Origin of the sequence: Sphingobacterium siyangense, from assembly GCF_007830445.1 — a bacterium.
GTDB lineage: Bacteria > Bacteroidota > Bacteroidia > Sphingobacteriales > Sphingobacteriaceae > Sphingobacterium > Sphingobacterium siyangense.
Map to the genome: position 1 here is coordinate 99,317 of NZ_VLKR01000021.1, position 14,337 is coordinate 113,653.

Sequence of the window (14,337 nt, forward strand, 5' to 3'; positions counted from 1 at the left end):
CTATTATTTTACTTCAGTTAATTGATTTGATTTCGCATAATAGAGATAGGCTTTAACGTTGTTATAACCAAGGTTCTCCAAATTCTTTTTATAGTTGTCGACTTGGTACTTGTGCCCAATATAGTCTGTCTGTGTGAATTTAAAATCCAGAACGATTGTTTCTTCCACGGAGGTGAAGACCTTATCTGGACGAATGGTCTCACCCTTGGCGGTAATAATGCTTGCTTCATTCCAGATTTTATAGTTCCCGGTGAGCCATTTATTGATTAGGGGGTGCTTCCAGATCTGATTGATCTCCTGCATGAGAAAAGGCTCTTCCTCTTTGGAAAGGATTCCTTCCTGGATCAGTTGGCCTACCAGTTTATGGATGTCTTCTTCCTTTGAAATTTGAGCCATAATATCGTGGGCCAATATGCCGTACTGCGCGGCTTTTTCCAGCATCATAATATCATTGATGTTACGCGTACTCGATTTTTCTAAGGCCATTTCCAATTCTTTGGAAATGGGGTAATGGCGAAGGGAAATAATATTGTCTTTCTGAGCCTGATGTTTTTTTTGTTCGATCGTTTGATCGATGTGTACACCTTTTTCTTCCAGTGCAAACGGAGCTATGGGGCTATCCAAGACTTGATAGAGCACATCGCTGATATATTCGTCTTTAATATCATATCCTGTAATTTCACCCGTTTTTTTGTCAACAGATTCTTTAAAGGAAGGAGCCGTAATATAGAGGTGTTCAACAGCACGTGTTGTTGCTACATAGAATGTGTTGAGGGCGTCCATGTAGTTGAACAGCATCTCTTCAAAATATTGCTTGAAAAATACAGATTTGCCGACTGTAGATGTATATTTTATTGGAATTTTTCCCAATTGGGCAAAAGGAGTATCCGAGGTCTCTATCCAAAAATCGCCATTGATCATGCCATCGAGATCCCAGGAACAGAATGGAATCATCACAACGTCATAGGCTAGACCTTTTGATTTGTGGATTGTTGTTACCTCGATCGCATTAATTTCTCCGTTGGAAGGGAGCACCGCCCGGTTGCCATCTTCTTCCCAAAACTCCAGGAACTGTATAATGCCACGTTCGCCATTGGTGGAGAAAGCTGAGATCATATCTTTGAACGCCAGGAGGTAAGGGAGGTGGATATTGTCTGTGGTTGTGAAACCGTAGATTTCAATGAGTTTTTCAATTAAATGAACTAAAGGCTGTTTCTGCGCCATTTCCCAGGAGTCAATCAGCGCCTCGGGGAGATAATCTTTAAGTGCGCGGATGTCATTGCCGGCAAATTTTAACCATGCATTCTGATCGATTGTCTTGTTTTGAATATGCTGGTATAGATAGACCATCTTTGCTTTATGGATGGTATGTTTATCCGAATTATAGACTAAAGCCTTCAACGTTTCGATCAACAATAGTACAGCATCATTGCTTGCTAAGGATAATGCATCACCAGATATCACTTCAAATGTAAGCTGCTGCTCTTTTTTGAAGTCCATGAGCTTTTGGATGACCAATTTAGCCTGCACATTACTCCGTACCAGGATACCGATCTGCTGCGCCTGATATCGTCCACTACCGAGCCAGTCGCCTATTTTTTGACATAGTTGTAGTAGCGATTCTTCAATAACCTGATTTCTTCTGTAGCGTCCATCAGTGACAGGAATGTAGGAGATTTCGATAGATCCTAATTGCTCAAGTTTCCCTTTTTTATGTTCAGGTATTTCCTGTTGGCTGTTTTCATAAGCTTTGACCAGCATCGTGTCATTGCCAGTAGAAATCCACCACTGTTTACCTTCTTCATCAAGGCTTTCGAATACTTTTTCATTCAATACCTGTTGCAGATGCTGGGGAATACTGCTAAAGAGGTAATTGTTTAAATGGATGATATTTGGAAGACTTCTAAAATTGGTGTCAAGGCTTCCGTTTTCGATAAAGGTGGTTTTGCTATCCTCGTCTAAGTGAAAGGTGTGACCAACCTGTTGTTCTACCTGTTGCAGGAGTATACGCCAATCCCCATTTCGCCAGCGATAAATACTCTGTTTGACGTCCCCAACGATCAGGTGTTCGCTGATTGTGCCTTTGGCATCTGCCAATGCATTGATCAGTAGTGGGCTATAATTTTTCCACTGAATACGCGAGGTATCCTGAAATTCGTCAAACAAAAAGTAGTTAAAACGATTGCCGATTTTCTCCCAGATAAATGTTGGGTCGCTATTTTCATCAAGTCCGAGTTTGTTTAATAAAATCTGCGAGTCGGAAATTAATTGAGCGCCATTGTCCCGCCGCCATTGCGTCAGTAAGTCGCTCATTTCCTTAAGCAGGCGTAGGTAATAGAGATTACTTTGTACCGCTTGATAAGCAATGTAAGCCGATAGATTATCGTGTAGCTTTTGGAACGATGCCAGAATGGGGCTGAGTGCGGCGATAAGATCATGCCGTATATTTTTGTCACTATCTGTAAAAGCATCTTCATTGTCGATCAACTGGAGATACTTTTCCAGTACCTTGGCAATTTCGGAAGCGCTCAGCTTTTCCGTTTTTTTATTGGTTTTGCTAGCGGAGATTATTTTATTGCGCGATTTACCTTTCAGGTCACTTTCGGAGATATTAAAATTCCTGAATGTTTCACTAAAGGCTTCAATTGTCATGGAGAGTGCTTCCGTGAAGGAGTTTATCTTCTGTTCAACTTCCTGATTGAGGAGATTAAAAACCTCCTTTGGATTGGCAGAATTGATGTAGCCATCAAATTCCTGAAAATTTTCAGAGAAAATAAGACTTGCCAAACCCATTAGTTGTTGGCGGTAGTTCCAATTTTCATTTTTTGCTATTTTCTTTTCCGCATAAGCGATAATCCAATCCAGTAGGTCGGGTCGTTCATCCAGCAATTGATTAAGCATGACTGTCAGGTCATTTTTCACTTTATTGACATTCATTTCAATCTTATAAGCAGCATCAAGATTGAGTTCATACGTAAATGCGCGAATAACTTTTTGGGAAAATCCATCAATTGTACTTATGGTAAAATGACTGTAGTCATGTAGGATACGTCGATACACCCGAAAAGCTTTCTCTTGTACCAGATGCGGATTCCAGTCTGGCTGCTGCTGGAGTAAAAGCTTTCTGAAATCTTCAATTTTAGGGTTAGGATCGCCTGTTGCCAAGCCATGGAGTACCGAGAGGATACGTTCTTTCATCTCGGCGGTTGCCTTATTGGTGAATGTCACCGCCAAAATCTCCTTATAGCTATTCTCGTTGGAGAGTAGGAGTGTGAGATAGTGTAAAGTCAAGCTAAAGGTTTTTCCCGAACCGGCCGAAGCTTTTAGTATTTTTAATGGCGCAACAGATTTCATAGAATGAAGGTAGAAAGTAAAAAGTGAATTGGCAAAAATGTCGATGACTATTTCGAAGGTACTGTACCCAAACGGTTCATCCTGCTTACCGATTTGGTAAAGATGTCCTTTTGAAGGAAGGAACTGTTTTTTGTCTTGATTTTTGAAAAGTTTGTTGTAGCTTCCGTATGGAAGCAAGAAAAGATGAAGGTCTAAGGGGCAGGTATTACGGTTGAAAGAGCTTGTTGAAAGAGCTAACCCTGTCGTTTTCAGTGAAGTTTTATTAAATTATAATGATGATTAGAAAAAAATAACTATCTTTGCATCCCCTCTAGTATGAAGCTCGGGGGATATGTTGAATACATAAAATAAAATTAAAAAATGGCAACTAAAATCAGATTGCAAAGACACGGTAAAAAAGGACGTCCTTTTTACCACGTAGTCGTAGCGGATTCTCGCGCTCCACGTGACGGTAAATTCATCGAACGTATTGGTTCTTACAACCCAAACACAAATCCAGCAACTATCGTTTTGGATTTTGAAAAAGCTTTGGATTGGATGAATAAAGGTGCTCAACCAACTGACACTGCTCGCGCTATCCTTTCTTACAAAGGTGTTCTTTACAAAAAACACTTGCAAGGTGGTGTGAAAAAAGGTGCTTTTGATGAAGCTGCTGCTGAAGCTAAATTTACAGCTTGGACTGAAGCTAATGATGCAAGAATCTCTGGTAAAAAAGATGGTTTAGCACAAACTAAAGCTGAAGCTAAAAAAGCTGCTTTAGTGGCTGAAGCTAAGAAAAAAGAAGAAAAAGCTGCTGCTGTAGCTGCTAAAAATGCTCCTGTAGCGGAAGAAACTGCTGCTGAAGAGACTGAAGCTCCTGCATCAGAAGAAACTGAAGGTTAATTCTTTCATAAAGTATTCGAGAAAGCCGACTCAATCTTGAGCCGGCTTTTTTTGAAACAGCCAATAGGCTAATGGTTTGCCAAATCATGTCTCACAGCTAATCGCTAAATACGAAATATATGACTATTGATCAAAGCTTTTACATCGGTTACATCAGTAAAACAAGAGGTCTTAAAGGAGAAGTACAACTATTTTTTGAATTCGAGGAATACGAGAGTTTGAATATCGATGTTGTCTTTGTGGAAGTGAACAAAAAGCTTGTTCCTTATTTTGTTGATACCATTAAATTTCAAAAAAATAGTACAGCGTATGTGACATTTGAGGATGTGGATCATATCGATAAGGCTCAAGTACTTGTACGTAAAAAGCTATATCTTTCCAATGATAAGATGCCCGAGCGCGATCCAGATGATTTTAGATATACTGATTTAATCGGTTTTTTAGTGATTGATGAAAACCATGGTGAATTGGGGCAAATAACAGATGTTCAGGAATTCCCACAGCAATTTGTCGCTTCGGTAAATATGGACGGTAAAGAACTGATGTTCCCCTTGTCCGATGATTTAATCTTAGGAATCGATGGCGAAGAGGAGATCATTGAAGTTGAATTGCCAGAGGGCTTGGTGGATCTTTATAAAGAATAAGCATATCCCCAAGCTTATTCAAATAAATAGCGGTATACGAACTATTGCAGTAATTTCTTATCTTGGTCTGTATATTATTACTGGCCATAATTATTGATTTATTTTGAAACCGTTATTACTGCTGCTATTCCTATTCTCGTTGTCTTCTTGTGCTTTCTTTGGGAAGAAAAAGGACTTTCCTGAAGGCAATTACCAAATGATATTGGGCTATTCAAATGAGGAGTATCATAAAGTAAAAAGAGAATCACCCCAAAATGTGGAGGCAGATGTCTATGGTAATGACCCGACGATATATCGGTCCTTTCTCTCCCTCCGTGATAAAGATAAGTTTGTGATGGCGATCGATGATATCTTACTCTACGGTAAGTATAGATTTAACGGCGATCGATTAGAATTGACCGATGAGAAAAAGGGTAGTCTCGCTTTGGATATTGTTAAGGTAAAAAACGATTTTGTTCAGCTGAGAGGTGATTTTTCACAGTTTAGCTCAGCACGTGTACCCACTAGCGAAAAACTTTATATCAACTTTGTGTTAGATAAAACCCCTATCCGGGAGACTCCGAGCAAATTTGATAGCCAGGTAAATCTATGGCGAAATGCCCCTGTAAAATCAGAAAGTGAAGAGGAGATAAAAGCCAGGGCATTGAATTTTGTAGATTATTCTATCGCTTATTTCCAACACATATCAAGTTCAGGCACACATCACGATTATCGAATGGATGGTGTTGAATCACCCATTATGTATGCCGAGAATGGCATTGTGCTCAAGGCATGGGCAGATGTACCCGATTCTTGGAAGGAATTATTTTACAACGAAAAAAATGCATTAGTCGCCTACCAATATTTATTTGATGGTTTTAAATATGGATCGAAAGAGGAGTACCATGTTAGGGGACTCTTATTGATCACGTTTTATCTCAGAAATCTGCGGAATTCCCTAGCAACGAATCTTTAGCCAATCCTGTTGTGGCGTAGTCAGTCTCTTCGCGGTCGATGATCCTCGATCGTTAATTTTATCTGTTTTTTTAGAGCCTTTTATATTTGGTGGAGCCTAAATTCCTGTTGTTGAATGGGAATGAATCCGAAGCCGTATTTATTGCAGTCTTTTTGTCGCTATTTTTGCCTTTTCGAAAAAATATTTTTGTCGTTTGATTTTTTAAAACGATATTAGCAACGCTTATAGAGAAAGGCCGAGGGACTAGACCCGTTGAAGCCTTAGCAACCTGTATTGTTCAAGGTGCTAAATTCTACCCTACTCCATGTGGGAAAGATAAGTTACATGTAGATAAACGATTCCTCGACGTGTGCGTTTCGATGTAAGCCAACCAAACTAAAAACAGTTTTTTAATGAAGATTATCGATCATATCCAGAATGCCAAAGGAAAAACATTGTTTTCTTTTGAGCTATTGCCACCGGCGAAAGGGCAGGGCATCCAAAGTATTTTTAAAACCATGGATGAACTGATGGAGTTTAAACCTCCTTTTATCGACGTAACCTACCATCGGGAAGATTATATCTATAAAGAGCATGCGAGTGGATTACTGGAACGCGTTTCCTATCGTAAACGTCCTGGGACAGTGGCGATATGTGCTGCAATCATGAATAAATATAAAGTAGATGCGGTGCCCCATTTGATATGTGGTGGTTTTACAAAAGAGGAAACTGAAAATGCATTGATCGATTTGAACTTCCTGGGGATAGATAACGTCTTGGTATTACGGGGCGATGCACGTAAGGGCGATGCCGATTTTATACCGACCGATGGTGGACATGCCTTTGCAACAGATCTATTGGAACAGGTAACTGATATGAATAAAGGAAAGTATCTGCATGAAGACATTATCACATCGGAAAAGACTGATTTTTGCATCGGTGTAGCGGGTTATCCCGAAAAGCATTTTGAATCGCCAAATTTCAATACTGATTTTAAATACCTGAAACAAAAAGTCGATATGGGAGCAGAGTTTATTGTGACTCAGATGTTCTTTAATGTTGAAAAATACAAGGAGTTTGTAACAAAATGTAGGGACAACGGAATCCATGTCCCTATTATTCCAGGGTTAAAACCACTGACAACGAAAAAACAGTTGGTGACCTTACCAAGGATATTTCATTTAGATATTCCGGAGGAACTGAGCGATGCTGTTTCAGCATGTAAAACGAATGCCGACGTCAGACAAGTAGGTGAAGAGTGGTTGGTGCAGCAATGTCAGGAGCTAATTAAATTTGGCGCTCCGGTTTTACATTTCTATACGATGAGTAATCCTGGTCCAACAAAGAAGATTGTTGAAAAACTAGCCTAACTCATAAAAATAAAACGAAAAGGGAGCGCATAAGCTCCCTTTTTTTATGGTAGTATTCGTTGTGAAAGCCTAAAATATGTCCAGAATTTTGATCGTGTGGTTTAGGTCGATCGCTATATTTAGGGTTTAATAGCCTGTTTATAGTCAGATACTTGTGTTAAATAGTGTTAATTAACTTATTGGAGTCAGGATAACTTTTTAACTTAAAGTGCTAAAAAAGATTTTAACAATAGACCAAATTGACCTTATGACGTACACTAGATTAAATTCTCTACTCGGCTTTGCTTGCGGACTAATTGCTACATGTGTATATATCTCCACCGTTGAAAAGACGGTAAGCTGGTGGGATTGTGGTGAATTTATTGCCTGTGCCTACAAGCTGGAAGTGGCACACCAACCGGGAGCACCATTATTTCTTCTTATTCAGAATATATTTTCCAACCTGGCTTTGGGTAATGCAGGTAAAATCGCCTATTGGATGAATATTGGATCCGCAATCTGCAGTGGGCTTACTGTTACATTTTTATTCTGGACAATAACAGCAATTGCCAAAAAGATACTCAACAGGCAAGAGAAAGTTCAATTATCGAATTATTTCCAAATTTTTGCTGCGGGCTTAGTTGGTGCAATGGCTTTCTGCTTCAGTGATTCATTTTGGTATTCGGCTGTTGAATCCGAGGTATATGCGATGTCTTCATTGTGTACTGCGATTGTTTTTTGGGCAATTTTAAAGTGGGAAGTCCGTGCAGATGAGGAAGGTAGCGATCGTTGGCTGGTTTTTATTGCTTTTGTTATGGGCCTTTCGATCGGAGTGCACCTATTAAATCTGTTGGCAATTCCGGCTATAGCGATGGTTGTCTATTTCAGAAGAGCAGGACAGGTTAATGCGAAAGGTACAATAAAAGCTTTCTTGGTAGGAGTGCTGATCTTGGGGGCTGTTTTGTGGGGAATTATTCAATGGTTGGTCGTTCTCGCAGCTAAGGTAGACCTCTTATTTGTAAATTCATTAGGTTTAGCCTTTGGCTCAGGTATCTTCTTCTTTTGTCTGCTGTTGGGGTGCTTCCTCATTTATGGGCTATATTATTCTTATAAAAAGCGGCAATACACACTGCATACCGGGTTACTGGTCTTTTGTTTTATTCTATTTGGTTATAGCTCCTATACTATGGTTTTAATCCGTGGAAAAGCCAATCCGTCGTTAAACAATAATGCGCCGGACAATGTGTTTTCTTTTTTGGGTTATCTGAGCCGGGAGCAATATATCCGGGAACCTTTACTCAAAGGGCCCAATTATGATTCACAAGTCGTTGGTGTAGAGAGTAAAACCGGTTATCGCAAAGATGAATCAGGGTATATTCCTTTTAGTCAGGTCGATAAGTATAAGTTTGATAAGGAAACTTTCTTTCCCCGCATATATAGTCAAGATGGAGCCCATCAGGCTTATTATAGGAGTTACCTCAATTTGAAGGAGGGGCAGCAGCCACAGTTCTCGGATAATTTTAAGTTCTTTTTTAATTTTCAACTGGGTGATATGTACACCCGATATTTCTTGTGGAATTTTGTCGGTAGACAGAATGACAGGCAGGGGTATGGGACCTATAGTGACGGCAACTGGTTGTCGGGGATTAAACCATTGGATAATTGGCGTTTGGGAGGGCAAGATAAAATATCCCAATCACAGGAGCATGACCCGAGCCGGAATACCTATTTTTTCCTTCCATTGCTACTGGGAATAGCCGGAGCGATCTGGTTGTATCGAAACAATAAACCTTATACCTTGGTCTTGACCTTACTGTTTGTGTTTACGGGAATAGCGATCGTTGTTTATCTTAACCAAACTCCTATGCAACCTCGGGAACGAGATTATGCTTACGTAGGATCTTTTTATGCGTTTGCGATCTGGATCGGACTGGGAGCAATAGCATTTGTTCGGTTTCTCAATCGTTTTGTACAAACACGGTATGCGTTAGCGACAGGTATTTCTTTCGCTTTATTGGGCGGTCCCATTATTTTGGCCCATCAAAATTGGGATGATCATAATCGTTCTGAAAAATCGCTGGCAAGGGATATGGCACGTAATTATTTAGAATCCTGCGCTCCAAATGCTATTCTATTTACCTATGGAGATCATGATACATTTCCTGTATGGTATTTGCAAGAAGTGGAAGGAGTACGCCCGGATGTTCGGGTTGTGGTATTAAGTTATCTGACTGGCGATTGGTATATGCAGCAGGCGAAGCAGCCGACGTATCAAGCGGCAGGTCTTCCCGTGACGATCCCAGCTGAAAAGACAAAAAAAGGCGTTCGTGATTATATCCCTTTTGTGGATAGACAGCTTGATAATGCGGTGGATATACAGCAATTATTGCAGTTTGTCACATCGGATGATCCGGAGTATAAAGTTCAGCTGAATTCAGGTGATATGGAAAACTATTTCCCTTCCAAGAAAGTCCAATTGCGCGTTGATAAAGAGGAGGTGGTTAAGAAAAATGCGGTTCCGGCTTATTTTCAGGATGCTATTGTTTCTGCAATGGAATGGGAAATTCCGAATGATCATCTGACCAGGGCGGATTTAACCCTGTTATCGGTGCTTGAAAATAACCATTGGGACAGACCGATATATTTTTCGAACATGTTGCCAAGTGACATTAAATTGGGTCTGGATAAATACCTGGTCAATGAGGGCTTTACTTCCCGATTGATGCCTGTTGCTGCTACAGATCAGTCGACAGGAAAACGAAATGAGCAGGCCGGGCTAGTTAATATGGAAGCATTATATAACAATATTATGCATACGTATCAGTGGGGCAATGTTAAAAATGCACAGTATTTGGATACCGATTCGTTTCGCTTTACAAGTATGTACGCCCGTGATATATTTGGAAAAGCCGCCCGGATACTCTTGGCCAATGGTCAGGTCAAACAAGCTGGGGAAGTAGCGAAAAAAGCATACGATCAATTACCCGATCGCGTATATGCGATGTCAGATGCCATCAATTATGCCGATATTATCGATAGTCTATATCGTTCGGGACAACCGCAGCTAGCCAACAGGATGATGGACCGAAACCTTGATTATGTGGCTGAAAATATGGAGTATCTACATCAGTTGGTGACGGATAAGAAAAACCTGAGCTTCGAGTGGAATGATATTCAGACCGGTTTGGATTCTGTAGACCGGTACCAGGCTATTTTATTGGAAGCAAAAGATACCAAGCGATTGGCACGTGTTGAGCGCTTGAGACAGCAATATCAAAATTGGTACGGAGTAGAATAATTTTGATGACACACTGAACCAAATTTACGCAGTCTGCCTAAACGGCAAATTGACTGCTATGCTTGAGGTGAAAAAACCAGATGAGGCCTCTTCTAAAATATTGGAAGAGGCCTCGATACATATAGGATAGGGAATGAGCCAAATGATTAGAATTTCATGCCGACTCCAAAGCCGAGCAGGAAGGGATTGATGTCAACTTTTGCCGGTATGGATAAGTTAGGTGCAAGATTTGATGCATCAACATTGACATCGGTTTTTAAAAGAATGTACTTCGCATCCAAATTCACGAAATATTTTTCAGATAGCTTAAAATCAATTCCCAGCTGAGTCGCAAAACCGAAAGCATTATCGTATTTTACATTTTTTACCGTTTGTCCCGCGTTGACGCTATAGAATATTGTATAATTTATTCCTGCACCTACATAAGGTTTAATGGCACCATCGGGGAAGAAATGATACTGAGCTGTCAGTGTCGGAGGAAGGAGCCATACACTGCCAAGATCGACATTGCTGGATGAACTGCCACCAATGGCAGTTAAATTTGAACCGGTTGTATTAACTTTATGTTTTGTAGTCCCAAGGATCAATTCCGCAGCAATGTTTTTTGTGAAGAAATAGGTGAAGTCCAGTTCAGGGATAAATTTCGTATTGATGTCGACGTCTCCGCCTATGGTATTAATATTGGCCGATTCGTTTGGCATGACTGTCACACCTCTGAGTCTCATTTGCCAGCGTTGATTAGGGATTGTTTGTGCCTGTAAACTTAGTGCGCCTAGGGTGAGTGTCAGTGCAATTAAAAGTAGCTTTTTCATATCATTAAGGGTATTTTGTTTGCTGTAAAACTATTGCTAAAATCACGGCAAAAGAGTGACGATAATCAGGTTGAAAAATGAATTATACGATGTTTTTCTTATTGCAGATGATGTACCTTTATAAATTACTGCTGTAAAAAAAAGAGAAGTACGGGAGGGCATAAATCGGCTGTTGTAGTTTTTCAGTTCGAAGAAAGTAAACGGGCAGGCAGTTTTCAAGCAGTTATCTGGATTGAGAACGAGCTAACCTGATAAAAGGTGGTCATTTTCGAGCAGGAGTGGATTCTTTGGGAAGCTTTATCTATGAGAGCTGATGTTCCAAGAGGTTGACAGAGCTGTAGTTTAGCCAGATTAATGGGGATATAAATCCAGCATGTTGGAGAATATTTGGGATAGGAATATACTATAAAAAGAAGAGGTTGGAATCACTTCCAACCTCTTCTTTTATGGGTTACGGTTTTACGCGTTTTTCTTTACTTCTTTACCCCAAGAGTCTTTTAATGTAACCGTACGGTTAAAGACTAAATGAGCTGGAGTTGAATGTGTATCTAAGGTAAAATATCCCAATCGTATAAATTGATATCCTTTCCCCGGGGTTGCATTTGCAAGATCCGGTTCAATGTAAGCACGTTCAATAATATGTAGGCTTTCAGGATTGATCGATGCTTTAAAATCTTCTGCTGCAGCAGGATTTTCATCATTGAACAATCTGTCGTACAATCTCACTTCAGCTTCTTTTGCATGTGGAACCGAGATCCAGTGGATTGTTCCTTTTACTTTTAATCCCGAAGTGTCTTCTCCCGATTTTGAGTTTGGAACATACGTACAATGAACTTCCGTTACATGGCCATTTTCATCTTTCACAAAATCATGACAGGTGACGATGTAAGCATGTTTCAAACGTACAGAAAGTCCAGGGCCTAAACGGAAGAATTTTTTTGGTGCATCTTCCATAAAATCATCGCGCTCTATCCAGAGCTCCTTTGAAAATGGAATGGAGCGTGAACCTTCACCACCTTCGACTTCTGGATTGTTCTCGCCAAGAAGATCCTCTACCTGACCATCAGGATAGTTTGTGATCACCAATTTGATTGGATCAAGAACAGCCATTCTGCGCCATGCCGTTTTGTTGAGATCCTCACGGATACAAAATTCCAAAAGACTGACATCGATCATGTTTTCACGTTTTTGAACACCGATTTTTTCACAGAAGTTGCGGATACTCGCAGGTGTATACCCTCTTCTGCGCAATCCTGAGATCGTAGGCATACGCGGGTCGTCCCAGCTTTCAACAAACTTATCATTGACCAATTGTAGCAATTTACGTTTACTCATGACGGTATAAGTCATATTCAAACGTGCAAATTCGTATTGTTTGGAAGGGAAAATCTCCAATTTATCAATACACCAATCATAAAGTGGACGGTGTGGAATAAATTCCAGCGTACAGATCGAATGTGTAATTTTCTCAATGGAATCTGATTGTCCATGCGCAAAATCATACATCGGGTAGATACACCATTGATTCCCTGTTCTGTGGTGATGTGCATGTTTGATGCGGTATAACAAAGGATCACGCAAATGCATATTCGGGCTAGCTAAATCAATCTTTGCGCGTAGCACTTTTTCACCATCTTGGTATTTACCGGCACGCATAGCCGCGAATAAGGTTAGATTTTCCTCAATAGACCTATCGCGATAGGGCGTTGGAACACCCGGTTCTGTTGGGGTACCTTTTGCTGCTGCAATTTCTTCAGCAGTACTGTCGTCGACATAAGCTAGACCTTTTTTAATTAGATCAACGGCATAACTATATAGTGTCTCGAAATAATCTGAAGTATATAATTCCTCTGCCCACTGGAATCCAAGCCATTGAATATCTTTCTTGATACTTTCAACATACTCAGTGTCCTCAGTGACAGGGTTAGTGTCATCAAAACGTAGATTAGTCTTGCCATTATACTGCTGTGCTAATCCAAAATTCAAGCAGATGGATTTGGCGTGACCAATGTGGAGGTAACCATTTGGCTCAGGAGGAAAACGTGTCAATACACGTCCGCCATGCTTCCCTGTACGAAGATCCTCTTCGACAATTTCCTCGATAAAATTTAATGATTTTTCTTCACTCATAATACAAAGTTAATTATTCGCCGTGAAATATTAGCTAGGAGATCGTAGATATTCGGCTTAGCATGAGCGGTTGAATATTGCAGCTGTATCTGTTGGAATGGAGAGACTTAATAACGTTGGGATATCAAATAAAAAAGGGACGAAATTTCGTCCCTTTTTACCGATTTTTGTTACTACTCTATTTATAAGCGAAGACTTCACCTAGCTCATCATTATTGGTAAAGGTACAGTGTTGATCGATCAATTCTCCCGTGCCGATATTGATAATCATTCCATGTACCGCAAGATCATTACGCTCTTTCCATGCGTTTTGGATAATCGACGTCGCACAAAGATTGAAAACCTGTTCTTGTACGTTGAGCTCGATTAAGCGATTTACTTTTTTATCATGTTCCTGGATCGCATCGATCTCTGCACTATGTAAGCGATAGACATCCTTGATATGGCCCAACCAGTTGTCGATAATACCATACTGCTTACGGCTTAAAGATGCCGCAACACCACCGCAGCCATAGTGACCAGCGATAATCACATGTTTTACTTTCAGCACATTCACGGCATAGTCTAATACGGAAAGCATACTCATATCCGAGTGAATGACCATGTTGGCAATATTACGGTGAACGAAAACCTCCCCCGGCTTTGTACCGGTCAATTCATTTGCGGGCACACGGCTATCTGCACAACCGATCCAAAGAATTTCCGGATTTTGACCTTTAGCAAGTTGTTGGAAGCGTCCCGTAGCGTCATTCTTTACGAATTCCATCCACTCTTTATTTCCTTTTATGATATTGTCAAATCCTATTTTTAAATCTTTATTTTCCATATTCTTCTTATTTCACTCTTGCCCAAAGGCATCGTTTCGATTTTATTATAATAATACAAATGTCTAAATTCATTGTTTACTTCAAACAACTTATTTTTTATTGAAATC

At 40.2% G+C, this 14,337-nt stretch carries 9 protein-coding genes and 1 riboswitch; of the genes, 5 read left to right on the plus strand and 4 right to left on the minus strand.

The window, feature by feature from the left end:
* Positions 1–3: 3 nt before the first annotated feature.
* Complete coding sequence (locus tag IQ31_RS18095) at positions 4–3,531, minus strand: UvrD-helicase domain-containing protein (RefSeq protein ID WP_158638908.1); 3,528 nt, start codon at positions 3,529–3,531, stop codon at positions 4–6.
* Between the two features lie 183 nt (positions 3,532–3,714).
* Between IQ31_RS18095 and IQ31_RS18100 the strand changes: the two genes are divergently transcribed.
* From IQ31_RS18100 to IQ31_RS18120, 5 genes are all read left to right on the plus strand, one after another.
* A complete protein-coding gene (locus tag IQ31_RS18100) occupies positions 3,715–4,236 on the plus strand; it encodes a 30S ribosomal protein S16 (RefSeq protein ID WP_075994449.1) in 522 nt (173 codons plus the stop codon).
* A gap of 119 nt (positions 4,237–4,355) precedes the next feature.
* Positions 4,356–4,880: a ribosome maturation factor RimM gene (gene rimM / locus IQ31_RS18105; protein ID WP_075994448.1), complete on the plus strand. Its 525-nt coding sequence runs from the start codon at positions 4,356–4,358 to the stop codon at positions 4,878–4,880.
* 103 nt (positions 4,881–4,983) lie between these two features.
* Positions 4,984–5,835 carry a hypothetical protein gene (locus tag IQ31_RS18110; RefSeq protein WP_145329031.1) on the plus strand — a complete coding sequence of 284 codons (852 nt, stop codon included), beginning with the start codon at positions 4,984–4,986 and terminating at the stop codon, positions 5,833–5,835.
* A gap of 219 nt (positions 5,836–6,054) precedes the next feature.
* A riboswitch (SAM riboswitch) is annotated at positions 6,055–6,157 on the plus strand.
* 70 nt (positions 6,158–6,227) lie between these two features.
* Positions 6,228–7,184 (plus strand): methylenetetrahydrofolate reductase [NAD(P)H], encoded by a 957-nt coding sequence (metF, locus tag IQ31_RS18115; protein ID WP_088163184.1) that lies wholly within the window; start codon positions 6,228–6,230, stop codon positions 7,182–7,184.
* A gap of 247 nt (positions 7,185–7,431) precedes the next feature.
* Positions 7,432–10,461: a glycosyltransferase family 117 protein gene (locus IQ31_RS18120; RefSeq protein ID WP_145329033.1), complete on the plus strand. Its 3,030-nt coding sequence runs from the start codon at positions 7,432–7,434 to the stop codon at positions 10,459–10,461.
* A 146-nt stretch (positions 10,462–10,607) separates the two neighbouring features.
* Here the strand turns inward: IQ31_RS18120 and IQ31_RS18125 are convergent, their stop codons facing one another.
* The 3 genes from IQ31_RS18125 to IQ31_RS18135 form a co-directional block, all read right to left on the minus strand.
* Positions 10,608–11,273: an OmpW/AlkL family protein gene (locus tag IQ31_RS18125; protein WP_088163182.1), complete on the minus strand. Its 666-nt coding sequence runs from the start codon at positions 11,271–11,273 to the stop codon at positions 10,608–10,610.
* 459 nt (positions 11,274–11,732) lie between these two features.
* Positions 11,733–13,403 carry a glutamine--tRNA ligase/YqeY domain fusion protein gene (locus IQ31_RS18130; RefSeq protein ID WP_183043963.1) on the minus strand — a complete coding sequence of 557 codons (1,671 nt, stop codon included), beginning with the start codon at positions 13,401–13,403 and terminating at the stop codon, positions 11,733–11,735.
* Positions 13,404–13,581: 178 nt separating this feature from the next.
* Positions 13,582–14,229 (minus strand): carbonic anhydrase, encoded by a 648-nt coding sequence (locus IQ31_RS18135; protein ID WP_075994442.1) that lies wholly within the window; start codon positions 14,227–14,229, stop codon positions 13,582–13,584.
* Positions 14,230–14,337: the final 108 nt, after the last annotated feature.